Source organism: Simiduia sp. (assembly GCF_058345725.1).
This window is the reverse complement of record NZ_JBTUOC010000028.1, coordinates 45,679-69,804: the sequence shown is the minus strand read 5'-3', so window position 1 is coordinate 69,804 and position 24,126 is coordinate 45,679. Positions and strand designations below refer to the sequence as shown.

The 24,126-nt window shown below is 57.5% G+C and carries 24 protein-coding genes; 10 read left to right on the top strand and 14 right to left on the bottom strand.

Annotated elements, in window-relative coordinates; genetic code table 11:
- Nucleotides 1–68: 68 nt before the first annotated feature.
- A complete protein-coding gene (locus tag ACW8F6_RS06590; protein ID WP_491575063.1) occupies nt 69–1,580 on the top strand; it encodes a tryptophan halogenase family protein in 1,512 nt (503 codons plus the stop codon).
- Nucleotides 1,577–3,094 (top strand): tryptophan halogenase family protein, encoded by a 1,518-nt coding sequence (locus ACW8F6_RS06585; protein ID WP_491575062.1) that lies wholly within the window; start codon nt 1,577–1,579, stop codon nt 3,092–3,094. The genes ACW8F6_RS06590 and ACW8F6_RS06585 overlap by 4 nt, the downstream gene beginning before the upstream one ends.
- Before the next feature lie 13 nt (nt 3,095–3,107).
- Here ACW8F6_RS06585 and ACW8F6_RS06580 read toward each other — a convergent pair whose 3' ends face one another.
- Nucleotides 3,108–4,622, bottom strand: a complete 1,515-nt coding sequence (locus tag ACW8F6_RS06580) for a tryptophan halogenase family protein (protein ID WP_491575061.1) — start codon at nt 4,620–4,622, stop codon at nt 3,108–3,110.
- Nucleotides 4,623–4,690: 68 nt separating this feature from the next.
- Entirely contained in the window at nt 4,691–5,230 is a 540-nt protein-coding gene (locus ACW8F6_RS06575; protein ID WP_491575060.1) for a dihydrofolate reductase family protein, read from the bottom strand.
- A 242-nt stretch (nt 5,231–5,472) separates the two neighbouring features.
- Here ACW8F6_RS06575 and ACW8F6_RS06570 point away from each other — a divergent pair, with 242 nt between their 5' ends.
- Nucleotides 5,473–6,861 (top strand): L-serine ammonia-lyase, encoded by a 1,389-nt coding sequence (locus ACW8F6_RS06570; protein WP_491575059.1) that lies wholly within the window; start codon nt 5,473–5,475, stop codon nt 6,859–6,861.
- A gap of 11 nt (nt 6,862–6,872) precedes the next feature.
- Here the strand turns inward: ACW8F6_RS06570 and ACW8F6_RS06565 are convergent, their stop codons facing one another.
- Together ACW8F6_RS06565 and ACW8F6_RS06560 are read right to left on the bottom strand one after the other, a co-directional pair.
- The gene (locus ACW8F6_RS06565) at nt 6,873–8,288 is read right to left on the bottom strand and encodes a cryptochrome/photolyase family protein (RefSeq protein ID WP_491575058.1); all 1,416 of its coding nucleotides are present in this window, start codon (nt 8,286–8,288) and stop codon (nt 6,873–6,875) included.
- A gap of 56 nt (nt 8,289–8,344) precedes the next feature.
- On the bottom strand, nt 8,345–9,310 hold the full coding sequence (locus ACW8F6_RS06560; RefSeq protein WP_491575057.1) for a DUF523 and DUF1722 domain-containing protein: 966 nt from the start codon (nt 9,308–9,310) through the stop codon (nt 8,345–8,347).
- An 89-nt stretch (nt 9,311–9,399) separates the two neighbouring features.
- Between ACW8F6_RS06560 and ACW8F6_RS06555 the strand changes: the two genes are divergently transcribed.
- On the top strand, nt 9,400–9,681 hold the full coding sequence (locus ACW8F6_RS06555) for a hypothetical protein (protein WP_491575056.1): 282 nt from the start codon (nt 9,400–9,402) through the stop codon (nt 9,679–9,681).
- A 7-nt stretch (nt 9,682–9,688) separates the two neighbouring features.
- On the opposite strand, the gene ACW8F6_RS06550 is transcribed toward ACW8F6_RS06555, so the two are convergent.
- Complete coding sequence (locus ACW8F6_RS06550; RefSeq protein ID WP_491575055.1) at nt 9,689–10,495, bottom strand: class I SAM-dependent methyltransferase; 807 nt, start codon at nt 10,493–10,495, stop codon at nt 9,689–9,691.
- A 31-nt stretch (nt 10,496–10,526) separates the two neighbouring features.
- Nucleotides 10,527–11,741, bottom strand: a complete 1,215-nt coding sequence (locus ACW8F6_RS06545) for a M24 family metallopeptidase (RefSeq protein ID WP_491575054.1) — start codon at nt 11,739–11,741, stop codon at nt 10,527–10,529.
- A 306-nt stretch (nt 11,742–12,047) separates the two neighbouring features.
- On the opposite strand from ACW8F6_RS06545, the gene ACW8F6_RS06540 reads away from it, so the two are divergent.
- Nucleotides 12,048–13,409 (top strand): substrate-binding domain-containing protein, encoded by a 1,362-nt coding sequence (locus ACW8F6_RS06540; RefSeq protein WP_491575053.1) that lies wholly within the window; start codon nt 12,048–12,050, stop codon nt 13,407–13,409.
- A gap of 171 nt (nt 13,410–13,580) precedes the next feature.
- Here the strand turns inward: ACW8F6_RS06540 and ACW8F6_RS06535 are convergent, their stop codons facing one another.
- On the bottom strand, nt 13,581–14,009 hold the full coding sequence (locus ACW8F6_RS06535) for a hypothetical protein (protein WP_491575052.1): 429 nt from the start codon (nt 14,007–14,009) through the stop codon (nt 13,581–13,583).
- A gap of 51 nt (nt 14,010–14,060) precedes the next feature.
- Nucleotides 14,061–14,711 carry a YiaD family glycine zipper/OmpA-like lipoprotein gene (locus ACW8F6_RS06530; protein ID WP_491575051.1) on the bottom strand — a complete coding sequence of 217 codons (651 nt, stop codon included), beginning with the start codon at nt 14,709–14,711 and terminating at the stop codon, nt 14,061–14,063.
- A 202-nt stretch (nt 14,712–14,913) separates the two neighbouring features.
- Between ACW8F6_RS06530 and ACW8F6_RS06525 the strand changes: the two genes are divergently transcribed.
- Nucleotides 14,914–15,453, top strand: a complete 540-nt coding sequence (locus tag ACW8F6_RS06525) for a leucine-rich repeat domain-containing protein (protein WP_491575050.1) — start codon at nt 14,914–14,916, stop codon at nt 15,451–15,453.
- Here the strand turns inward: ACW8F6_RS06525 and ACW8F6_RS06520 are convergent.
- The gene (locus ACW8F6_RS06520) at nt 15,450–15,725 is read right to left on the bottom strand and encodes a PilZ domain-containing protein (protein ID WP_491575049.1); all 276 of its coding nucleotides are present in this window, start codon (nt 15,723–15,725) and stop codon (nt 15,450–15,452) included. The genes ACW8F6_RS06525 and ACW8F6_RS06520 overlap by 4 nt on opposite strands.
- A 640-nt stretch (nt 15,726–16,365) precedes the next feature.
- Nucleotides 16,366–16,968 (bottom strand): peroxiredoxin, encoded by a 603-nt coding sequence (locus ACW8F6_RS06515; protein ID WP_491575048.1) that lies wholly within the window; start codon nt 16,966–16,968, stop codon nt 16,366–16,368.
- 301 nt (nt 16,969–17,269) lie between these two features.
- On the opposite strand from ACW8F6_RS06515, the gene ACW8F6_RS06510 reads away from it, so the two are divergent.
- Entirely contained in the window at nt 17,270–17,476 is a 207-nt protein-coding gene (locus ACW8F6_RS06510) for a bacterioferritin-associated ferredoxin (RefSeq protein ID WP_491575047.1), read from the top strand.
- A gap of 154 nt (nt 17,477–17,630) precedes the next feature.
- The gene (gene bfr, locus ACW8F6_RS06505) at nt 17,631–18,101 is read left to right on the top strand and encodes a bacterioferritin (protein WP_491575046.1); all 471 of its coding nucleotides are present in this window, start codon (nt 17,631–17,633) and stop codon (nt 18,099–18,101) included.
- Between the two features lies 1 nt (nt 18,102).
- Here the strand turns inward: bfr and ACW8F6_RS06500 are convergent, their stop codons facing one another.
- A complete protein-coding gene (locus ACW8F6_RS06500) occupies nt 18,103–18,534 on the bottom strand; it encodes an HIT domain-containing protein (protein ID WP_491575045.1) in 432 nt (143 codons plus the stop codon).
- 80 nt (nt 18,535–18,614) lie between these two features.
- Here ACW8F6_RS06500 and ACW8F6_RS06495 point away from each other — a divergent pair, with 80 nt between their 5' ends.
- Together ACW8F6_RS06495 and ACW8F6_RS06490 are read left to right on the top strand one after the other, a co-directional pair.
- Entirely contained in the window at nt 18,615–20,345 is a 1,731-nt protein-coding gene (locus ACW8F6_RS06495; protein ID WP_491575044.1) for a proline--tRNA ligase, read from the top strand.
- A gap of 5 nt (nt 20,346–20,350) precedes the next feature.
- On the top strand, nt 20,351–20,905 hold the full coding sequence (locus ACW8F6_RS06490; protein WP_491575043.1) for a lytic transglycosylase domain-containing protein: 555 nt from the start codon (nt 20,351–20,353) through the stop codon (nt 20,903–20,905).
- Nucleotides 20,906–20,924: 19 nt separating this feature from the next.
- Here the strand turns inward: ACW8F6_RS06490 and ACW8F6_RS06485 are convergent, their stop codons facing one another.
- The 3 genes from ACW8F6_RS06485 to ACW8F6_RS06475 form a co-directional block, all read right to left on the bottom strand.
- Nucleotides 20,925–21,389: a BLUF domain-containing protein gene (locus tag ACW8F6_RS06485; protein WP_491575042.1), complete on the bottom strand. Its 465-nt coding sequence runs from the start codon at nt 21,387–21,389 to the stop codon at nt 20,925–20,927.
- A gap of 66 nt (nt 21,390–21,455) precedes the next feature.
- A complete protein-coding gene (locus ACW8F6_RS06480) occupies nt 21,456–22,745 on the bottom strand; it encodes an NAD(P)/FAD-dependent oxidoreductase (RefSeq protein ID WP_491575041.1) in 1,290 nt (429 codons plus the stop codon).
- A 77-nt stretch (nt 22,746–22,822) separates the two neighbouring features.
- The gene (locus ACW8F6_RS06475) at nt 22,823–24,079 is read right to left on the bottom strand and encodes a valine--pyruvate transaminase (RefSeq protein WP_491575040.1); all 1,257 of its coding nucleotides are present in this window, start codon (nt 24,077–24,079) and stop codon (nt 22,823–22,825) included.
- Nucleotides 24,080–24,126: the final 47 nt, after the last annotated feature.

Sequence of the window (24,126 nt, the reverse complement as noted above, 5' to 3'; positions counted from 1 at the left end):
CATTGCTGGGCGGCCTTTTTTTTCGAGGGCAATCACGGCATGATGAATTCCAAAAGCCAGAATAAGCTATGAAGACTCAACCCATTACTCAGCTGGTAATCGCCGGTGGCGGTACGGCCGGTTGGATGGCCGCCAGCGCACTCGCGCAACACTTTCAGCATACGCCGCTGCGCATCACTCTGGTGGAGTCCTCCGCCATCGGCACAGTGGGTGTGGGCGAAGCCACCATTCCCACTATCCGTCGTTTTTACCGCCAGCTAGGTCTTACCGACGGCGAGGTCATGCAGGCCACCCAGGCCACGGCAAAACTCGGCATTGCCTTCGAAAACTGGAAAACGCCCGGACACCGGTTTATCCACCCCTTTGGCCGTTTTGGGCAAGACCGCAACGGCACCGCCTTCCACCATTTTTGGGCCCGCCTACATAAGCGGGGCCTGGCCAAGCCCCTGGGCCACTACTCGCTGCCGGTCGCGCTGGCCGAAGCGGGCAAATTTACGCCGCCCGCCGCTCAACCCGGTAACGCCTTGGGGCTTTTCGATTGGGCGCTGCACCTAGACGCCAGTGCGTTCGCCGCCCTGCTTAAACGCAAAGCCCAGGCACTGGGCGTCACCGCCATCGACGCGCGTATCACCGGTGTCGAGCAGCAACCAGAGACAGGTTTTATACGCGCCCTGCATTTGGATAGCGGCGCGCGCCTCGAGGGTGAACTGTTTATCGACTGCACCGGCTTTGACAGTTTGCTGTTGGGTAAAACACTGCAAGTGGGCTACGAGTCCTGGCAAGCGCAGCTGCTGTGTGATCGCGCCGCTGTGGTACAAACCGAGCGCAGCGGGCCGCCGCCCTCGTGCACCTTGGCAAGCGCGCAAGGCGCCGGCTGGCAGTGGCGCATTCCACTGCAGGAGCGCCAGGGCAATGGCTATGTGTTTGCCAGCAGCCACCTATCCGACGATCAGGCCTGCGACCAACTGCTAAAAAATGCCGGCGCAACAGCCCTTCACTCGCCCCGCATTCTGTCGTTCACGCCGGGCCGGCGCGTCAACTGCTGGGAAAAGAACTGTATCGCCCTTGGCCTTAGTGCGGGCTTTCTAGAACCGCTGGAAAGCACCAGCATTGCCTTGATAGAAACTGGCATTGAAAAAATCAAACAGCTATTCCCAGAGACCGATTGCGCACCCGTGTTAATCGACGAGTTCAATCACATGACACGCCTGGAATACGAGCGCGTTAGGGATTTCATTATTCTGCATTACACGCTCAACCAACGCGAGGGCGAACCCTTTTGGGATGCTTGCCGCAGCATCGCCCCGCCCGACACACTGACGCGCAAAATGGCGCTCTTCAAAGCGCGCGGCCACCTGTTGAAATACCGCTGGGAAATATTTCAGAATCCCAGCTGGGTGGCGCTCTACGCTGGTTTCGATTTCCTGCCCAACGCCGTTGATCCCGCCGCTAACGGGCCCGATGAACAGCAGCTGGTTCAGTGGCTGACGGCAATGGAAAAAGGTCTGCAACACGCCGTTGCCGACGCCCCCGAACACCAGGCGTTTTTACAGTATTTACACGAGGCCGCACCGGCATGAAAACACGCGCTGCACACTGGGTTATTGTCGGCGGCGGGACCGCCGGCTGGATCGCCGCTTCGGCCCTGGCCCACCAGTTTCCCCGCGACCAAGTCAAAATTACCCTGATCGAGTCCTCGACTATTCCCACCGTGGGCGTTGGCGAGGCCGTCATTCCGCCGTTTCTAACCTTTATTCGCAACCTTTGTATTAACGAACAGGAATTTGTGGCAAACGTTGCCGGCAGCTTTAAGCTGGGCATCGAATTTCGCGATTGGTACGCCAAAGGCTCGCGCTACTTTCACCATTTTGGCAGCCTGGGCCGCGCCTTTAACGGCAACGATTTTTACAGCTGTTGGCGCAAAATAGCGGCGCAAGGCGACGCGGGCGAGCTAATGGACTATGCCCCGGCCGCGGTGATGGCCCAGCACAATAAATTTTTTCTGCCCTTTAAACTGTCGCCGCAGTCGGGTTTCGACACCGCCAGCTACGCGTTACATTTTGATGCGGCACTGGTGGCGCAAACCTTAAGCCGCTTCGCGCAAGCCAAAGGGGTCGAGCGTATCGATGCCAAAGTGGAACAGGTAGCGCAAGCGCCCAATGGCGACATCGATTCGCTCACGCTGGATACAGGCGGCACCATCAAGGGCGACTTCTATATCGATTGCAGCGGATTTCGCGGCCTATTGATCGACCAGACCTTAAAAGCCCCCTACCTGGATTGGCGCCAGTGGCTACCCTGCGACAGCGCAGTGGCAGTGCAGTCGGCGCACACGGGTCAAACGCCGCCCTACACCACCGCCAGCGCGCAGGCAGCGGGCTGGATCTGGCGCATCCCGTTACAGCACCGTTTTGGCAATGGCTATGTCTACTGCAGCGACGACATCAGCGACGACGAAGCCGAGCAAACCCTGCGTCAACAACTCCAAGGCGACTTGCTGCACGCGCCTCGCACACTGCGCTTCACCACCGGTGTGCGTCCCGAAAGCTGGACGCGCAACTGTATTGCCCTGGGACTCGCAGGAGGCTTTTTGGAACCGCTAGAGTCCACCGCGATTCACCTGGTTACCCGGGGCGTGCAATTTTTATTGTCGCTGTTTCCCACGCCCACCATGCAAGCCGAGCAGTACGCGCCGCTGGCCCGCGAATTCAATCGGCGCATGCTGGCCGACTACGAAGAAATCCGCGATTTTTTAATTCTGCACTACTGCACCACAACCCGCGAGGACACCGCATTCTGGCGTCGCTGTAAAACCCTCCCCCTGCCAGACACCCTGCAGCACCGGCTGGCTTTGTTTAGCGCGCGCGGACAACTACCGCCCGAAAACGATGAGCTGTTTAAGAAAGGCAGCTGGCAGGCGGTACTGCACGGTATGGGCGTTCGCCCTGCGCACCTGCACCCGGCAGTGGATCAAATACCGGTGGCCGAGTTATCGGCGGCACTCAAGGCCGGTCGCGATCATCTTCAACAGGGCGTACAACAACTGCCCGATCACGACCAATTCCTGCGCGAGTTTTGCCCGGCGCCTCGCTAACCCGCGGCCGACGCTAGGCGGCTGGGGCGACACGACAGTGGCGATCGATAAACGCGCTATGGCTGCCGGCCTGGCTGGCGGCCTCAGCAATGACCGAGCGCACCTGGGCGCAGTGCGCGACCACTTGCTCGATAGGCAGCGACTGGGCCTGCAAGTCGACCGCTTGCGGCTGCACGCCCAGGCCCTGATAAAACGTCAACCAACTGGCCGGCTGAAAGGACTCCAATTCGTGCTGCACAATGTGCCCGCGAGTCTCGTACACGGCAATTTTATGGGCCAGCGAATCGGGCAGCGCCATGTTCCGGCAATAATGCCACAGCTCGCCGTCGGTACGCGCTGAGCGGCAGTAGTGCAGGATCAAAAAATCGCGCATGTTTTCCATCTCCAGTGCCGCCAGTCGATTGCACTCCGCCACCTCGGCCGGATTGACACCGGCAGTGGGCATAAACATCAGCAGTTTGGACAGGCCAGTCTGAATCAAAGCGATACTGGTGCTTTCGAGAGGCTCGAGAAAGCCACTGGCCAAGCCCAAGGCCACACAGTTTTTATGCCAAAACTGGCGCCGCCGACCGGTGGTGAAACGCAAGCGCTGCGGCTCAGTCAAAGCGCCGCCCACGCTGTCTGTCAATTGTTGGCGCGCCGCTTCCGGGTCGATAAACGCGCTGCTGAACACATAGCCATTGCCCGTGCGCTGTTGCAGGGGGATCTGCCACTGCCAACCGCCAGTACGAGCGCTGGCGGTGGTGTAGGCGCCCGCTTGCGGTAGCGGCTTCGACGCCAAAGCCCAGGCCCCATCCACGGGCAGCCAGTGCGACCAATCGTCAAACGCCACTCCCAGCGCCTGTCCTAACAACAGGCTTCGAAAGCCACTGCAATCGATAAAGAAATCCCCTGCCAGGCGCGTGCCACCGGCCAAATGCAGCGCGTTGATGTCGCCGCATTCGGGATCGAGTGCCACATCGGTTACTTGATCGTCTATGCGCATTACCCCGAGCGCCTGGGCATAATCGCGCAGCAATTTGGCGTAAGCGAGGGCGTCGAAATGAAACGCGTATTTGTAGTCGGCCAAGGGGTTGGCGGGATTGGCGTGCGGCTGCGCAAAACCGCCGCGCCCGGCCAGCGCAGCCGCAAAACTGTACTCGTCCAAGGCCCCGACGGCCAGGCCCGCCTGTTGCACGCGTTGATAAAGCGCGTGAAAGTGCACGCCGTTGAGCGGCGCACCGTAATCCGAGAAGGGATGAAAAAAGCGGCGGTCTTGGCGCTGCCAGCCCCGGAAATCAATACCAAGTTTAAAGGTCGCCTGGGTTGCCTTCACAAACGCCACCTCGTCTATGCCGAGGCTGGCATTAAAGTTTCTGATGCCGGGCAAAGTCGCTTCGCCCACCCCCACAGTGCCCAACACCGAGGATTCCACAAGGGTGATGCTCACCGGTTGATCGCGCAAGTGGTGCGCCAGGGCAGCGGCGGCCATCCAGCCGGCAGTACCGCCACCAACAATCACCAGTGAAGAAAGACGTGTGTAGGGCATAGCGCAAGTCCGCTCAGTTCAGATTGACTCGATAATCCCAACCCACCCACTAATAGTCAATAGTGATATTAGTGGCGCAGGTAGTGACTTTGCACCAGCCCATTAGCCCAGGTAAAGGTTTTTTGGTGGGCCCAGCTAACTGCGGGTTTAGCCCCTGGCAGCTCGCCAAACAACGGCAGCCCACGACCGATAAGTACCGGCACCTGGGTGACAATCAATCGCTGTATCAAATCGTCGGCGATAAAAGCCTGTATTGTTTCGCCGCCATCCACATAGGCGTGCTTGAAGCCCTGATCGGCCAAGGTCTGTAGCAGTTGACGCGGTTCGCCGCTCATCTGGGTCACCTGCTCTTGCAAACGCGCGGGTATGTCGACCCCCTTGCGGCTCAGCACACGCACTGGCAGCTCGTAGGGCCACTCGCCGAAACTCACCACTTTCTCAAAGGTATGGCGCCCCATCACCAAAATATCCACTGTGGCAATAAAGTCGCTGTAGCCCATATCGTTGCTGGCGCTGGCCGACGGCAACCAATCGAGCTCGCCGTCGAGCCTGGCAATGTAACCATCTAGACTGGTGGCAATAAAAACAGACGCTTTACACAAGGCCATGGGGACTCCGCTGAGGGTGAATGAATCAGTCCACAGTGTAGGCGATGGGCCCTTCTGCCCCCAGTTTATGGAAAAGTTTCAAGGACATTGCCAATCTCAATCAAAAATTGCCTATTGGAAACTATTGTTGACTATTGGAAACACCGAACCTAGGATTCGACTCCTCGGTCGCCGCCAGCGGCTCGCTACTGGCGAGGTGCGACTAAACTGAATCTCACGCTCAACCACGCGCAGGACTGACCATGGCGATCTCTGTTTTCGACCTTTTTAAAGTGGGTATTGGACCGTCAAGCTCGCACACCGTGGGCCCGATGATTGCCGCGCAGCGTTTTCTGCGAGAACTACCCATTGCGCTGGAGCAGGTGGCGCGGGTACGCGTGGACCTGTTTGGCTCGCTGGCCATGACCGGCGAGGGGCACGGCACCGACACGGCCGTGCTTTTGGGACTCGCCGGCAAGGCCCCTGCGACTGTGGCCGTGGACGAAATAGCACCACTGCTCGCGAGCATTCGGTCCGAGCAAAGCCTTGCACTGCTCGGCACCCACAGGGTGGCTTTTGAGCAGCAAAATGATTTGGTATTTAACAAAGGCGCCAGTCTGCCCCAGCACCCCAACGGTCTAACCTGTAGCGCCTTTGACAGCGCCGGTCAGGCCCTGTTTCGCAAGAGTTATTTTTCTATTGGCGGCGGTTTTGTGCTGGCCGAAGATGAATTTGCCGAGGCCGAAAACTCCGGCTTCGCCGCGCCCTACGATTTTCAGTCTGCGCGCGAACTGTTGGCCATGGGCAAACGCGCCGGTTTGCGCATCGATCAAATGGCCATGGCCAATGAAGTGTCGCAAAAACCCGAACAAGCCGTACTCGATGGCGTCTACCAGATCTGGAAAGTGATGGACGCCTGTATTGCGCGCGGTTGTCAAACCCGCGGTACCCTGCCCGGCAGCCTGGGCGTCAAACGGCGCGCAGCAGAGTTGCACGACGACCTGCAAGAGCGACTCGAAAACGGCGTGCCCGATGCGCTGGCCGTGATGGATTGGGTGAGTTTATTTGCGCTCGCCGTCAACGAGGAAAATGCCGCCGGCGGCAAGGTGGTCACCGCCCCCACCAACGGCGCCGCCGGTGTTATACCCGCGGTATTGGCCTACTTCGTCAAATTTGTGTACACGCCCGACATGGGCGGCCTGAAAAAACTGGTGGTGCAGTTTTTGTTAACCAGCGCCGCCATTGGCATGCTGTTTAAACGCAACGCCTCCATCTCCGCCGCCGAAGTGGGTTGCCAAGGCGAGATCGGCGTGGCCTGCTCAATGGCCGCAGCTGGACTTACCGCCGTTATGGGTGGCACTAACGAACAGGTGGAAAACGCGGCTGAAATTGGCATGGAACACAACCTGGGACTCACCTGCGACCCCATTGGCGGCCTGGTGCAAATCCCCTGCATTGAGCGCAACACCATGGGCGCCATCAAGGCCATCAACGCCTCGCGCTTGGCCCTGCGCGGCGACGGCAGCCACCATGTATCGCTGGATTCGGTGATTGAAACCATGTTCCAAACCGGCAAAGACATGCAGGCCAAGTACAAGGAAACCGCCGAAGGGGGGCTCGCAATCAACGCCGTCAACGTGGTGGAGTGCTAACGCCTGCCCCACTAAAGGGCCGCAAAGGCGTCGATGGCCTGCTGGCGGCTGAGTTTCAAGTCCACCAGCGGCGCCGGGTAGTCGCCGCGCAGCGCGGGCTTGGGCAGGTGAATTTGCCTGTTGTCTAAATGGGCCAGCACCGGCAACCAGCGTCTGATGAATGCGCCCTCGGCATCGAACCGCTGCGACTGGCTGACCGGGTTAAACACCCGGAAGTAAGGCGCCGCGTCGGTACCCGTGGACGCGCTCCACTGCCAGCCGCCGTTATTGGCCGCAAAATCCGCGTCCACCAATTGCTGCATGAAAAACGCCTCGCCCAGACGCCAGTCAATCAACAGGTTTTTCGTTAAATACATGGCCACCACCATGCGCAGGCGATTGTGCATCCAACCGGTGGCGCGCAGTTGCCGCATGGCGGCATCCACAATGGGTACACCCGTGCGACCGTCGCACCAGGCGGCAAAGGCCTCGGGGTCCTGGCGCCAGGCGAGCCGCCGGGTTTTATCCACAAAGGGTTGATTGCGCGATACCTTGGGGAAGTGCCACATCACATAGTGGTAAAAATCCCGCCAGGCCAGCTCGTTTAACCACACCTGCAAGGCGGGGTGATGCCAATCGCCGCCGGCGGCATTTAGCCAACCGGCCACACATTGGCGCGCGCTAATGCTGCCCACAGATAAGTAAGGCGACAAGCCCGAGGTGCCGGCCTGGGCCGGAAAATCTCTGGCCGTGCCATAGTCCGCAACCCTGTCGCGCAAAAAAACCTGCAAGCGCCGTGCAGCCTCCGCTTCACCAGCAGGCCACAGCCGGTGTAATTCGGGCAGGCGCGAATCGTCAGCAGCAAAGCCCCAGGCCTCGCCGCTGGGCAGTGCACCAGCTGAGCCTGCCATTGCGCCTGGGCGCTTGCGAAGTGCCGCCCGGGGCGGCTGCCACTGCGCCATCAACTGCTGCAACCAATTGCGCTTGAAGGCAGAAAATACCTTGTAGGGGGTGCCACCGCCCGTCGAGACAGACTCGGGCATGACCAGGCATCGATCGTCGGCAACGTCTGTTTCCAGCCCGGCAGCGCGCAGTATGTCAGCCGTCAATCGGTCGCGCTCGCGCTCGTCCCAGCCGTATTCGCGGTGCCACAGCACCCGGCGGCACTTGAGCGACTGCGCCAGGTGCAACAAGGTAGCTGGCAGCTCGGCAAAGGAATCGACCTGCAACAGGTGCAAGGTAATGCCTTTGTGGGCCAGAGCGTCAGCCAGCGCCGCCAGCGAGCGGGCCCAGAAATCCAGTTTTGGCAAGCCCAAATTGTGGCTGCGCCACTGGCCGGGCGATAGTACAAACACCGCGTGCACGGGTTCACCCGCCTGGCAGGCCAGGGTTAAGGGCAGGTGATCAACGACCCGTAGGTCGGCGCGAAACCAGACTAACTGCGCCATGTAACCTCTCGTTTTCTATGAAGGTAACTCATCGGGTTTATACAGCGCACAACATTTCAAATGGCACTGCGCAAGCCGAGTTCCGGCGCGTGTGGCTGCCAATATATTTGCGCTTGCAAATAACTATCGGGAGTTTGTCGCAAATGGTGGCGCAGTAAGGTCAACGGGGTGATCAAGGGTACAATACCCTGCCGGTACTGATCGATCACAGACAGCGCCTCTTGGCGATCGGCGGCGTCCAGATGGCGCCGGAAATAGCCCATCAGGTGCAACAACACATTGGCGTGCCCCTTGCGATTGGCCAACTGCTTCAAGCCCGCCATGAGCGCCGCAATAAATTGCTCGCCTACGGCGGCTACCGGTAGTTGTTCGTGATTGGCCAACAACCTTCCCACCTGCTTGTACACCACCTGCGAGTGCGCCATCAGCAGATATTTGTAGGGACTGTAAAATTTAATCAAGCGACCCATGCTGAGCGGCTGTACATTGAGCCGGCGCCAGTCGCGGTAGACACCTATGCGCACCATGAAATTTTCCCGAATCGCCGGGTCGTTCAAGCGCCCCGCATCCTCAAAGGGCAGCAAGGGATTGGCCTGCTGTACGGCCTGCGCAAAGGCACCCACGCCTTTGCGGTCGGCCTGATAGCCATTGGTGCGATAGGTTTTGACATTGGCCGGGCCGCAGCTTGGGGAATCGTTCATAAATACAAAACCGTCCAGATCGGGATATTTGCTCATAAACGCGGCGCCCACTTCCGCCAACGCCGGACCGTAGTCCACAGCTGGCTGATCGCCAATGCTGGGCTCCACGCGCAGGCCCGACTCGCCATCGCGCACCAAACGAATAGCCTGGCGCGGCACCGGCAAGCCGATCGCCACTTCCGGGCAGACGGGTAATAGCTCGGCCTGTGACGCCAGCGTAGTGGCACAAAAATCACTGCGTTTGTGACCGGCGTTAAAACGCACTTTCTGACCGAGCAGACAAGCGCTGATACCCAAGGTAAACGGTTTGCTAGAATTCACGGTGGCACCTCACTAGGACGATTGCGAGTGTGTACGGACCAGCGGCAGAAATGGATCATTTGCTCCTGCCAAGCTGCTAAACTCGGCCTATGATCACTCGCGTACATCAACGGTGCTGGCAGGCGTTAAAGCGCCACTATCAAGCCCCCCTCACCCAGGTATTTGCCCAGTTCAAGCTGGGGGCCATGGTATTTTTTTTGGGTTTGGTGCTGGTGTACATGGCCGCGCAGCTATTGCCTCCCTCAAGCCGCCAGGAGTGGATCACCCTGTTGGGGCTGGCGCTGGCCGCCTTGGGGTTTGTAACCGCCATGGCTGCCCACGTGCGCATGTTAATCAGCCGCCTGTGGGCATTTTTCAGCCGCGACGGTTAAGGCCCCGTTAAAGGCTGGGCCAGTTTGGTGCCAAAGGTTCCGGTAGTTTTTTGAGGGGGTAGATATCAAAGCGGCTCGATTTACCGGCGAGCGTCAAGGGTGGCGGGCTATCGGCCAAACACGGGGCCTTGCGCGGACGTTTGACCACTACACGGTAACGGGCTGCCGACTGGGCCGCTGCCAACAGGGCGTCCTGATCGGCATCCTCACCCACCAGCTCGTGAAATGCCGCCATCTCTTTTTTGACCGCTGCCTGCTTGCCGCGCACCGGGAACATGGGGTCCAGGTACACCACGTCGGCTGCCATCATGGTTTGCGTAGAATCCGTCTGATTGGGCAGTAGCCGCAAACGCCGAGAAACATCCTGCAGGGCCGGCCGCGGATCTGCCGCAAGGCGCGCCAATCCGTCGGCCAGCAGCGCGTGCACAATGGGATTGCGCTCTTGCAGCAACACACAAGCACCCAGGCTGGCCAGCACGAAGGCGTCGCCGCCCAACCCCGCCGTCGCATCAAATACCAAGGGGCAAACCCCCGACTTTAAACCGACGGCCTTGGCCACCATTTGGCCCCGGCCACCGCCAAATTGGCGCCGGTGATCGGCGCTACCGCCGGTAAAATTTACCCAAACGGGTCCGGGTGCCTTGGGCCCGGTGTGCTGTAGCTGTAAGCCCGCCGGCGTCAACTGCAGTACAAAACGCACTTCCTGCACTTGGCGCGGATCAACCATGCCCAATAACGACAGGCGCAACTGGTCAGCCAATGACGCAGCGCCCGCAGCCTGGGTTGAATCGGTAAAAATAATGGGACAGTGCAAGACCTTCTCTCACATCAACAAAGCGTCTGCCTCACAGGCCAAGAGGATTGTCCAGTGACGGCGACGGCTGGGTAAACCACTGGGGGCCATTGTCGGTCATGTAGAAGTGATCTTCCAGTCGCACGCCAAACTCCCCAGGCAATACCAACATCGGCTCATTGGAGAACACCATGCCCGCCGCCAAGGGCGTATCGTTGCCCTGTACCAGATAGGGCCACTCGTGAATATCCAGTCCGCAGCCGTGGCCGGTGCGATGGGGCAAACCGGGCAGCGAATAGTCGCCGTTAAAACCCTGCGCGGCGAGCACTGCGCGGGCCGCTGCATCGGGCGCACTGCAGGGCGCACCAATTTGCGCCGCCGCAAAGGCGGCCAGTTGTGCCAAACGTTCCGCCTCAAACGCCTGGCGCTGCCGCTGTGTAATCTCGCCAAAGGCGTAGCTCCGGGTAATGTCGGAGTTGTAACCCTGCAGACGGCAACCAGTATCGATTAAGACCCAATCTTGCGCCTGCAAAATTTGCGGTTCTTTCACACCGTGGGGAAAGCTGGATGCCAACCCAAACAACACGATGCAAAACGATGAGCCACTGGCGCCCACGGCCTGATGCGCCCGGTGGATAAATTGCTCCACGGCCAGGGTACTGATGCCAGGGCGCAGGATGGAGGCCGTCGCCCGGTGCACGGCGAGCGTCATGTCCATGGCGCGCTGCATTAACGCCAATTCCGCAACAGATTTTTGACGCCGGCAGCGGGCGATCACACAATCGGCATTGACCCACTGGTAGCCGTCGCAGGCTTGGCGCAATCCGTCGGTAACAAAAAACGGCGTAGATTCATCGATGCCAATGCGGCCTTCGCACACCGCCAATTCGCGCAGTAACTCGCCCACCAATCGGTAGGGGCACTCGTGCTCCTGCCAGCCGTGAAAGTTACCCGGCACCCACATGTATTGATTGAGCGTTTGCTCCTCAAAGGCCGGGCCCACAAAATGCAACTCACCGGCGGCGGTGAGCAAAGCGCCCACCAGACGTTCACTGGCGTACCAACGCAACCCGGTAAAGTAGTAGAGATTGGTGCCGGCATTTAAATAAAGTGCGGCAATCTGGTGTTCCCTCATGTATTGCTGCGCGCGCGCTATTCGCTGTTTAAATTCTTCGGTGGGTATCGGTTGAACATCCGCGGTCATATCAGTCAGCTGTGCCAGCGCCTGTTCGGGTGTCGATCCCCCTACGCCCAGTGAAGTTGCCATAGTTAAGTACCTTGTAAGAGTGAGGCCACACATGTTTGGTGTTACATGCCGCGCTACGAGCAAAGCGCAGCTTGGGCCGACGTGCCAGTCTGCCGCAACCGACGGGTTTTGCTCGGCCGTTGCCAATGAATGACCTGCGCACCTGTAGGACAGATAACGCAGGGACTTCCTCAATCATTGGGACCGCAATTTCTACAGAGACCGGCAACTCGTCATAAAGCCGTCATATTTCTGTCATAGATTTGCCGCTCTTTGCCAACACAGTGGTGATTGGCGCGGATTCACTTTCTACAGCTAGGAATTACCATGACCCATTTAATTGCGAAGTTTAAATGCTGGTCGCGCAGGTGGGCTCTGTGCCTGTTGCCTGCCGTTTGTCACGCTAACGACCTGTCCGCCTTTGCCGACCCTGTGCAAGGCAGGCTGTTTACCGCCAAAGGCTCCAATACCGTGGGTGCCACACTCATGCCTAGCCTTGCAGAGGATTACCTGCGCGCCAAGGGCCTGATAAACGTCTCGCGCATCAATCTGCCCGCCGAGAACGAAGTGCGAGTGCAGGGCTATGCCGCCCACCGGCCAAACAGCGCCCCCTTATTTATCGACATCGCCGCGCACGGCTCGTCGACGGGATTCACCGGCTTGGCCGACGGCAGCGCCGAGCTGGCCATGTCGTCGCGCCCGATCAAAATTGGTGAAGTCCAGACACTGGCATCGATGGGTGACATGACCCATTTTGATGCGGAAAAAGTGATTGCCATCGACGGATTGGCCATCATTGTGCACCCGGCCAATCCACTCGGGAAGCTATCCATTACCCAGGTAGCACATATTTTTGCCGGTAAAATAACCAATTGGAAAGCGCTGGGTGGGCCCGACCAAGCCATTAGTGTATTTGCCCGCGACGATCAGTCGGGTACCTGGGACACCTTTAAAAATTTGGTACTGGCTAAAACCTACGCGCTCACGGCGAGCGCCGAACGCTTTGAGTCTAACGATCAGTTATCGCGCCGCGTGGCGAACCTGCCTGGCGCCATCGGGTTCGTTGGCCTAGCCTCGGTCAATACCGCTAAGGCGCTGGCCATCTACGACGAAGGCACCGAGCCGCTTGCGCCCACAGCCGGCACGGTGGCCACCGAAGACTATGTTCTATCGCGCCGGCTGTTTATGTACCTGAGCCCTCGCCACAGCAACCCGGTTGTGCAGGAGTTTATCGCATTCGCACAAAGCGCCGCCGGCCAGCAGCGTGTGCAGCAAGTGGGCTACATATCGCAAAACCCCACCATAGTAGAACCCGATCTCACCGATCTAGATCACCCGGAATACCTGGCACTGGTGGCCGACGCCAAACGACTGACCGTCAACATCCGCTTCAAAGAGGGCAGTGCCGAACTGGACAACAAAGCCCAACAGGATATCCAGCGCTTGGCGGCGCTAATGCAAATGCCTGAATACAACGATTCTACGCTCCTGTTGGTCGGCTTTGGCGATGCCAAAAGCAGCAGCAGCCGCGCAAAAGTGCTGTCAAAGTTGCGCGCCACGCGGGTGAAAGCGGCACTTTACGAGCGGGGTATCGGCAGCGCGCCGGTGCAAGGGTTTGGCGCCATTATGCCGGTGGCCAGCGGCGACAAGGTACGCAATCAACGAGTGGAAATCTGGCTGCGGAAATAAATCGCCTGCCCGCCTAACCCCGGGGTTAGCGGCAAGCGAGCCCCGAATGCGCGCAACCCTAAGAGCTGGTGCCCGCGCGCGGGAGGTCATGTGAAGGTAATCAAGAATTACTAAGCCAAGCGCCGCTGAGTAGGTACGCAAGCCTGCGCCGAAGCGTTCTAAACCATTGCGCTAATAGGCGCTGGCCTGTAATTGGCGCGCCTGATTAAGCCGCGCTATGGTGTCGCGGGCCTCTTTCTCCGGTAGCACTTCACAACTTGTAGTCCAATAGCTTTCACCATCGCGCTGCGACGCTTCAAGCGAAATGAGGTAGTGCTCGCCGGGGCGCATTAACGCCAGACAGCCACCGGGGGTCAAAACCTGTAACGGTGATTCGGGCAACTTTGCCAAGTGCCACGCATCCTGTACGGCTAATTGGTAACGCACATTGCCGACCCCCAGGGCACCTGGCTCAGAGAGGCCGACACTGTACAAGAATTCGCGCTTGACGATCGTCGCCAGCACTTGAGGGTGATCTTCCGCCACTGGCGCGCCAGCCTCGCGGGCCTGCGCCGGCAAAGTCGCACTGAGCAGTAACAACGCTAAAACATTCACCCTCATCCGATCACCCCCCGTGACCAAGTTGAACGCGCGGGGCTACCCGCGCGACATTTATTTAAGTGGTACCAGTTCGAGCTCAACCCGGCGATTTTGCTCGCGACCCGCCGCAGTATCATTGCTGGCAATGGGGTAGCGCTCGCCATAACCCACCGCCTGAATGCGTCCTGCCAAAATTTGCTGACCCTGCAAGTACTGGGCAACGCTGTTGGCACGCTGTTCGCTCAAGGTTTGATTGCTGCTGTCGCTGCCCACTGAGTCTGTGTGACCCGCTACTTTTATCGCAGTTTCATTAAATTTCATTAACACTTTTGCGACACTGTTCAGCGTGGGATAGAAATCGCCACGAATTTCATAGCGACCGGTGGCAAAGGTAATATTGCCGGGCATAATCAAATACAGCTTGTCGCCCTCGCGACGTACCTGGACACCCGTACCCTGCAGCTCGGCGCGCAACTCGGCCTCCTGCTTGTCCATGTAGGCACCCACGCCAACGCCGGCGATACCGCCAATTGCCGCACCCTTAGCCGCTGCACTGCCGCGGTCTTTACCCTTGGCAGTTGCCGCGCCCAGTACCGCGCCGGCCACGGCGCCAATCGCTGCACCTTTAGTGGCATTACTGGTCTTTTGCTCGCCAGTGTACGGGTCGACGGTTTGACAGGCCGCCAGGGCCAAGGCCGCTACAATCACAACGAAAATACGCATGACAACTCCTTCAGATTGATTAATACGGCCCCGCAACGAAGGTGCGGGCGCCTGCGAAAACGTGCAGCAGTATACTCCGCTTATCGGCGTGTTATAAGGGTCACAATGTCAGGCCCTTCGCAAAAAAGCGTAAAGCTTCGCTGGCAGATAAAAATACCAGCCTTTATGCTGGTTTGTAGGAATACTTACAGGGTAGAAGACTATGCGATTGATACGCCCCGGCAACGCCACCCCCCTCGCTCTCACCTGCTGCGGCTTACTGCTCGGGGCCTGCGCGGGATATGAAGTTACGGTAAACGAGCGCACGGTTTATACGCCGGCACCGCTATTTACGCAATTTTCCGTGGCTGACGCCAATTTGCAGGGGTGTTTAGATCAGACGATCGTAGACGGTAAGATCACAGCCGCCAGTCAACTGGAAAGCCTGAACTGCAGTAGCGCGGGTATTCAATCTCTGGTGGGACTCGCTCAGTTCAGCGAAATAAAGCATTTGCATCTGGCCGACAACCAGATTAGCGAAGCGGCCGACCTGGCCATGCTTAGCAAACTGCAACGGGTGAGCTTACGAAATAACAGGCTGCAGCAATTGCCAGAGGCCTTGGCCTGGCTGGCACTCGAATCCCTGGATGTAAGCGGCAACCCAGACCTGGCTTGCGCGGACTTGGCGCAGCTGCAACAAAGTCAACCGGTGACCTTAACGCCACCGGCACACTGTCAACCCGCCGGAAAACCCGGGCGCTAATCTCTCGGGCAGAACATGAGCCCCAGAGTGCTTTTTTGTTGGTGCATTACTTTCATGGGCACAGGCTCCTGATTTACCTGGCCGGCAATCTTTCTGAACACCACGTGCACCAAGGTGCCCGCCGGCGGCACCAGCTCTGTCTCAAGCTGCACCGAGGCGCCGCCGTCTGAAATATCGCGGGTGTAGCCCACCAGTGTGCCAAACGCAGGATGCGTCATTTCTACTCGGATCGACGTTGCCTGGCGTGCGTATCTGCGGCGGTCTGCCTCCACGAATGTCTCCTTAAACCCACAAAGGTTACTGCAATAAAAAGTGAGAATTGCCGTTCCGTTCGGCACCTGTTGACACAGTATAGGCAGTCCCCTCCCCGGCCTCTGTGTTTTTTTCATGCCGCTCAACCTCAAAACCATACAAAGGTACCACCTTCTGCGAAAGCGGCCCCCGCCAACCTGTGCACAAGTCGAATAATCCACAATTTCTGTGGATAAGTCTGTGCATGGGATCTGAGAAACTGCCGCAATTGCCCATCCCACGGGGCACCCCTACAGATTGTTCAAAAAATAAACACAGATAAAAATAGCTATATTTTTCAACAAGTTAGATATGTCAATACAATGTGTTGGCATATTTTCCGACACCTGTCTGACGGCTGCTCGCACGGGCACTGCAGGGTGTGGAAATTTATGACAGGTTAGACAGGTTTAAAATTCAAGAGGCGTTTAGGAACTACTAACTTGAATGAATATTTGGCTATTTTTACTACTTCAGCGCATATTAAAAGCCGATTTGCATGAAAAACTGATCTTATGTGCTTGCAGAAGTGTCATACAGCCCGCCTATACTCCGCCCGCTTTAGCGAGCGCCCATAAAAAAACCGCGCAGTGCGCGGTTTTTCGTGGACCGAGTTTAAGCTTACAGCTTGTCGGCATTCTCTTTCAGGTAAGCGGCAACACCTTCAGGCGATGCGGTCATACCCTTGTCACCATCCTTCCATCCAGCTGGACACACTTCGCCGTGCTCCTGGTGGAAGGCCAGCGCGTCGACCATGCGCAGCATTTCATCGACATTGCGACCCAGCGGTAAATCGTTAACTACCTGGTGGCGCACCAGGCCATCTTCGTCGATCAGGAAAGAACCGCGGAAGGCAACGCCACCCTCTGACTCAACATCGTAATCTTTACAGATGCTGTGCGTAATGTCCGCCACCAAGGTGTAGCCAACAGGGCCAATGCCGCCTTGATCCACGGGGGTGTTACGCCAGGCGTTGTGGCTGAAGTGTGAGTCGATAGATACGCCGATCACTTCTACATTGCGCTTTTTGAATTCGGCAATGCGGTGATCAAATGCCAGCAACTCGGAGGGGCACACAAAGGTGAAGTCCAGTGGGTAGAAAAATACCACGGCTTTCTTGCCTTTGATGGCGGCAGACAGCGTGTAGTCTTCGACGATCTCGCCTGACGCCAACACTGCAGCTGCTTTAAAGTCTGGGGCCTGCTTACCTACTAATACGCCCATGTCGTTCTCCTTTATTCCGTTGAATGTACGAGGTTTATGAAGTCTGGTGTCCACCTGAGTGCGAAACACCCCGGCGGCAATAGTGCAACGACCGTCGCGCACGGCGGCCGCGTAAATTCGGAGCACAATAATACCGACACCATTGGCGGACTGTCATTGAATCTGTATATGGCACCAATAGCAGCGGTTTCAATGGGCGCCTTCAAAATAGTTATAAATAAGAACTATTCCCAATAGGTATTGACAACAATTCTCATTAGCGTAAACTTCTTACCTATCAACAAGTATTGACAGGTTTACCATGTACGTCTGCATCTGCAAGGGCATCACCGATTCGCAAATTACCGACGCCGTGGCCGATGGCGCCACCAATCTGCGCCAGGTGCGCAAGGCGCTGGGCGTTGCCAGCCAGTGTGGTAAATGCGGCGTTTTGGCCCAGGAAATCATTGATGAAACCCTGCAAATGCACAGCGCCGGCGCTAGCGCTCTGTTTTATACGGCCGCTTAAAGTAACTGTAAATCGCTTCCATTAACTTTTAGCTTGTTGTTTCAAATCCTTATAACCTCTTAAAATTCAGTCACTTAGCTCACTTTTTCTTGACAGCACTGGCCGTCGGGCACACACTTATGCGCATAATTCACTGCGCGTAAATGGAGCCCTCATGAAAGGCGACCCCAAGGTACTTACCCACCTTAATAAAGCTCTCGGCAACGAACTGGTTGCCATCAATCAATACTTTCTGCACGCCAGAATGTACAAGGATTGGGGCCTTAAGGAGCTGGCCGACAAGGAATATCACGAATCCATCGATGAGATGAAACACGCCGATCAGCTGATTGAGCGTATTTTGTTTTTAGAGGGCATCCCAAACTTGCAGGACTTGGGCAAGCTGTTGATCGGCGAAAACGTGGAAGAAATGCTGAAATGCGATCTGAAACTGGAACTGAAGGCCATTCCCGATTTAAAAGAAGGCATCAAGTATTGCGAATCAGTCCAGGACTATATCAGCAGAGACCTGTTGAAAAATATCCTGGAGTCTGAAGAAGAGCATGTCGACTGGCTAGAAACGCAGCTCGGGCTCATCGATCGCGTGGGTCTGCAGAACTACCAGCAATCCCAAATGGAATCCTGATTCAGCGCTCACTGGCGGGCGTAAAGCCTTCGCCCACCAGTGCACTCAACAATTTGGCCCTGCGCTTTTGCAGGGCTTCCTCCCCATAGGCAACCGCCGCAACCGCTCCCCAAACTGGGCCGGGCCAGGCCGGATCACTTTCAAAGCGCGCCACGTGATGAATATGCAATTGCGGCACCCGATTGCCGAGCGCTCCTATGTTGATTTTTTTGGGGTCAAATAAACTCACCATTACCTCCGCCAGCCGGCAGGACTCGTCCATCAACTGGTGCCGATCCTGCTCTGACAGGTGGTGAATTTCGCTAACTGCTTCGCGCTCTGGCACTAGCAAGCACCAGGGGTAATTGGCATCCAGGCTCAGGCGCACCTGGCACAAGGGCATGTGCCCCAAGAGCACGGAATCCTGCGCCAGCTGAGGATGTAGGGAAAACATAGGCAACCTCATTGTACCCATCAGCATATGCCCCTTAGAATAGCCGGTTTGAACTCACCGAGCTAATTAAAGAGAGCAACATGCGCGCAAGCCGTTTTCTAATTGCCACACTCAAAGAAACACCCAATGATGCCGAAGTCATCAGCCACAAGCTGATGTTGCGGGCGGGCATGATCCGCAAGCTGGCATCCGGCCTCTACACCTGGCTGCCCATGGGCTTGCGCGTCTTGCGCAAGGTTGAGGCCATCGTGCGCGAAGAGATGAATAATGCCGGCGCCCAGGAGCTGCTCATGCCCGTGGTGCAGCCCGCCGAACTGTGGCAGGAGTCGGGCCGCTGGCAACAGTACGGCCCCGAGCTGTTGCGCATTGCCGATCGCCACGAGCGCGCATTTTGCTTGGGCCCGACCCACGAGGAGGTCATCACCGATATGGTGCGCAACGAGGTGAGCTCCTACAAGCAGCTGCCCGCCAGTTACTACCAGATCCAGACCAAATTTCGCGATGAAATTCGGCCGCGCTTTGGCGTGATGCGCTCGCGTGAGTTCATTATGAAAGATGCCTCCTCCTTTCACGCCAGCGACGCCTGCCTGCAGGCCACCTACCAGGTCATGCACCAAGCCTATTGCAATATTTTTGACCGCATCGGCCTCGAGTACCGCCCGGTACTGGCCGATACCGGCTCTATAGGCGGCGCCTTCTCGCACGAATTTCACGTACTGGCCGCCAGTGGCGAAGACGCTATCGTCTTCAGCGATGGCTCCGATTACGCCGCCAACATGGAAAAAGCTGAAGCGCTGGCGCCCGCCGGTGAGCGCCCTGCCCCGGCCCAACCACTCAACAAGGTCGCCACACCTGGCATGGGCACCATTGAAGAAGTGGCCGCCCACCTCCAGGTGCCCGCCAATGCCACCGTAAAAACCCTCATTGTGCTGGGCCAAGCACCGGAGGAAGGCGCCCCTCAGCCCTTGGTCGCTCTGGTGTTACGCGGCGATCACGCGCTCAATGAAATCAAGGCCGAAAAACTTGAAGGCGTCGCGGCACCGCTAACCTTCGCGCCCGAGGAGCGCATAAAAGCCGACCTGGGCGCGAGTGTAGGCTCGCTGGGGCCAATTGGTTTGAACATTGAAGTGATCGTGGATCGCAGCGCCGCCCTGCTCGCCGATTTCGCCTGCGGCGCCAATGAAGATGGCTTCCACTTCACCGGCGCCAACTGGAATCGCGATGCCAAGCTCGGCCGCGTAGAGGACATCCGCAATGTGGTGGCCGGCGACCCAAGTCCAGACGGCAAGGGCAAGCTCGATATTAAGCGCGGCATTGAAGTGGGCCATATTTTCCAACTGGGCACCAAGTACTCCAAGGCTCTAAATGCCACGGTGTTGAACGAAAACGGCAAGGCCGAAGTCATGACCATGGGCTGCTATGGCATTGGCATCACCCGCGTGGTGGCCGCCGCCATCGAACAAAATAACGACGACAACGGCATTATCTGGCCCAACGCCATCGCACCTTTCCAGGTGGCCTTGATTCCCATCAATATCAATAAGTCAGACGCCGTGCGCCTGGCTTGCGAACAGCTCTATGCCGATCTGCTCAACGCCGGTATCGATGTGCTGTTCATGGATGAAGACAAGGCGCGCCTGGGCGTAATGCTGGCAAATACAGAGCTAATGGGCATTCCACACCGTTTGGTGGTGGGCGACCGCGGCCTGGAAAATGGCGAAGTGGAGTACAAAGGCCGACGCGATCCAGAGAGCCGCCAGTTGCCGCTCGCCGGTGCCATTACCTATCTGCAAAGCGTGCTGGCACACTAGCTACCGTGCGCGTACTTAGCTGCCTGATCCTGCTGTGTCTGAGCCTACCAAGCTGGGCTCAGGCACACGCAGAAGTCGACGACGAACTGCGCCAGCTATTGCTTAACGCCGTGCAGTCGGCCGATAGCTTCACCGATCGCTTTGACGCAGAGGCCTGGTTGATGCTGCAATCGGGCAAGCTCAAACGCTTTGTCAAAGAGCCGGAAAAGCGCCTGAATATTCTGCGCGCGGTGCACAGCGAAGCCAAGCGTGCAGGCTTGCAACCCGAGTTGGTGCTGGCCGTCATCGAAGTGGAAAGCGCCTTTGATCGCTACGCCGTATCGCGCGTCGGCGCGCAGGGCATGATGCAGGTTATGCCCTTCTGGAAATTGGAAATCGGACGGCCAGAAGACAATTTAATCGACATGCACACTAACCTGCGCTACGGCTGCACCATTCTTAAACACTACCTAAAACGCTCGGACGGCCACTGGGCCGATGCTCTGGCCCGCTATAACGGTTCCTATGGGCGTTACTGGTATCCCGAACGGGTCATGAATGCCTGGGATCGCTGGCGTTAACTGGCCAGCTAGCCGCGCGTCATTGGCTTGGGCTACTGCCGGAAAATCGAATTTCGGGATGAGCAATTAAGCGCTTCACCCAGCGCGCCACTTCCTGGCCATTGGGTCTTTCATTGGTTAAATAGGCATCCCGAAAGTGGTATAAGTCTTCACTTCTCAGCTCGGGCTTGGCATCCAACATAAAAATGTCCATGTTCCAGTCGTCAAATGAGCGCGCCGCAATGGGCTCTTCGATAATGATGGTGACATTGCTATGCCGGGTATCTTGTTGAATAGCCGTCATCAGCTCGCGGAGGTTTTCGTCAGTACCTTCGAGAACCTGGACAAAATGCCCCTGATCAACCAGTAGCACGCCAGTGACATTCAAGATTCGGTTGCGTTGCTTAGCTGTGCGCTCGATATCCAGCAACCCCTCAATCATTAAGCGCGTGTCGCGCACCATAAGCGGGCAGGTATCGCTGACATACATCAAAAGCTTTAGCACAGATCAGATCCTCAAGGGGGGGCAGACTTCACCAAGAATAGCAAAGCCTGCCCAGCGCCGATGAAATCAGTGCAATTTCAATTTGGGTCGCACCACCCGACCAATTTTCTCACTTACCGATAACAACCCCGTCCTCAGCCAACCGTGCAGAGCCACCTGGTGCATGCGGTACAAGGAGATATACATCATGCGCGCCAAGCGCCCTTCGATCATCATGCTGCCCTTTGACAAATTGCCCATTAAACTGCCCACCGTCGAAAAACGGCTCAAAGACACCAGCGAGCCGTGATCTTTATACTCAAAAGCCTTGAGTGGGCGACTGGCAATAATGGCCATGAGATTCCGGTAAATGCTGTCGGCCATCTGATGGGCCGATTGTGCCCTGGGCGGCACATTGCGGCCATCGGCCATGGCGCAGGCGGCGCAATCACCCAGCGCGAAAATTCGGTAGTCCTCGGTCGTCTGCAATGTGGGTTTGACCACCAGTTGGTTAATGCGGTTAGTTTCCAGCCCAGCTAGGTTGCTCAAAAAATCTGGCGCTTTAATGCCTGCGGCCCAGACCATCAAATCGGCCGCCAACAACTCGCCTTCGCTGGTGCGAAGACCGCCGACCTCGGCCGCGGCCACGCGGGTGTTTAAGCGCACATTGACTCCAAGCTTGGCCAGTTCAGCGTGGGCCTTACCCGACAGCCTTTCCGGCAGCGCTGGCAATATACGTGGACCGGCCTCCACCAGCGTCACCTGTAGCCGCTCGCGGCTAATGTTGGGCAGGCCATACACCGACAGCCATTGGGCAGCATTGTGCAATTCTGCCGATAATTCCACCCCAGTGGCGCCTGCCCCCACAATAGCAATGCGCAAACAGGCAGCGTCACCACGACTGGCATCCATCCGGATAAACCCATTTAACATGCGCTGGTGAAATCGCTCTGCCTGCGCAGGAGCATCTAAAAAGATGCAGTGTTCACTGACGCCCGGCGTGCCAAAATCATTGGTCGACGAGCCCAGTGCCAACACCAAGTAGTCGTAGTCAATACTGCGCTCGCCCACGACTTCGCAGCCGCGATCATCGGTGATGGGCGCAAGCCGAATGCTACGCGCCTGCCGATCGATGCCCGCCAAAGAACCCTGTTGGAATTGAAAGCCGTGGCGCCTTGCGTGGGCGCGATAACTCACGGCATCGATGCCAGCATCCAATACCCCAGTGGCCACTTCGTGCAGCAGGGGCTTCCAGATGTGGGTGGCGTTTTTATCCACCAGGGTGATTTTCGCGCGCTCAGGGCGGCCCAATTTGCGGCCAAGGCGTGTGGCGAGTTCCAGCCCGCCCGCGCCACCGCCAACGATGACAAAATGCATAGGATAATGCTCCAAAGGTTAAAAAATCGGTACAGCGCCCGGATATCCCCAGCGCTTGAAATAAGTGACTGCCGTACTTAACCATGCTGGTAGGCGCGCTTAACTTCTTCGCCGATAATGGCAAAGCCGCGACGTACAGTGTCGGCGTCTTGGGCGTAGTTCACGCGAAGGCACTCTTGCTGATGGCGCCATTCGCCGCTCAAACCCGGGAAGAAATGGTGCCCGGAAACCACCAGTACTCCGCGCGCCTTCAGACGGCGGTAGAGCGTATCGCTGCTGATGGGCAGGTCGGGAAACCACAGCCATAAAAATAGCGCGCCTTCAGGTTTGTGAATTCTGAAAGGCGTACCCGCTAACGCGGCGCGGCAGCAGGCGAGCGCATCCGACATTTGCTGCCGGTAATGCGGCGCTACATGCTGATTGCACAGCCGAATTAATTCGCCGTTGTCGAGCAGCGGCTGCACGATGGCCGGCCCCATATTGCCGGAAGCAAGATTTAGCACGGCATTGGCATTGCTAAACGCTTTGATCACCGCTTCACTGGCCACCACTATGCCGGTGCGGGTGCCGGGCAAGCCGAGCTTGGAAAGGCTCAGCAGTAAAATTGTATTGTCATTCCACAGGGGCTTGGCATCGGTAAATAGAATATTGGGAAATGGGGTGCCGTAGGCGTTGTCGATGATCAACGGCACACCTTGCGCCCGCGCCAAACTGTCCAGGCGCGCCAATTCGTCGTCGCTCACTACGTTGCCAGTGGGATTGGTGGGGCGGGAAACACACACAGCTGCCGTAGCCTCCGATAGCTCCAGCGCAGCAAAATCCACATGGTATTTAAACTGGTTGCCGTCCAGCATTTCGATAGTAGGTTTAGTCGCGCGAAAAAAATCGTCGCTTAAACCGCTGTCGGTATATCCCAAATACTCCGGTGCCAGCGGCAATTGGATGTGGCGCTGGGAACCGTCTGGCATGCGCCCGGCAAACAAATTAAACAGCACAAAAAACGCCGACTGACTGCCATTGGAGATCGCCAAGTTGCGCTCGGTTAACGGCCAGCCACAGGCCTTGGCCAGCATGGCGGCCATGGCTTTGAGAAACCCGCGATCGCCCTGGGGCGATTTATACACGCCCAGTGCGCCAAACAATTGCCCAGTATCCTCTGCCAACGCCGCCAAACGGGCGGCAAAAATAGCCTCCATCGCGGGAATTCGGCTGGGATTGCCGCCGCCCATAAACAACATGTCGGGATTATCGTTAAGCGCGCTACCCAAGTCGTCCATGAGCGAAGACGCGCCGCTTTCACCGGCAAATTTTTGGCCAAAGGCTGATAACTTCATGGTATTCCTTTTCGGGTTACTAGGCGCCTTGCGTCAAAGCGATACAC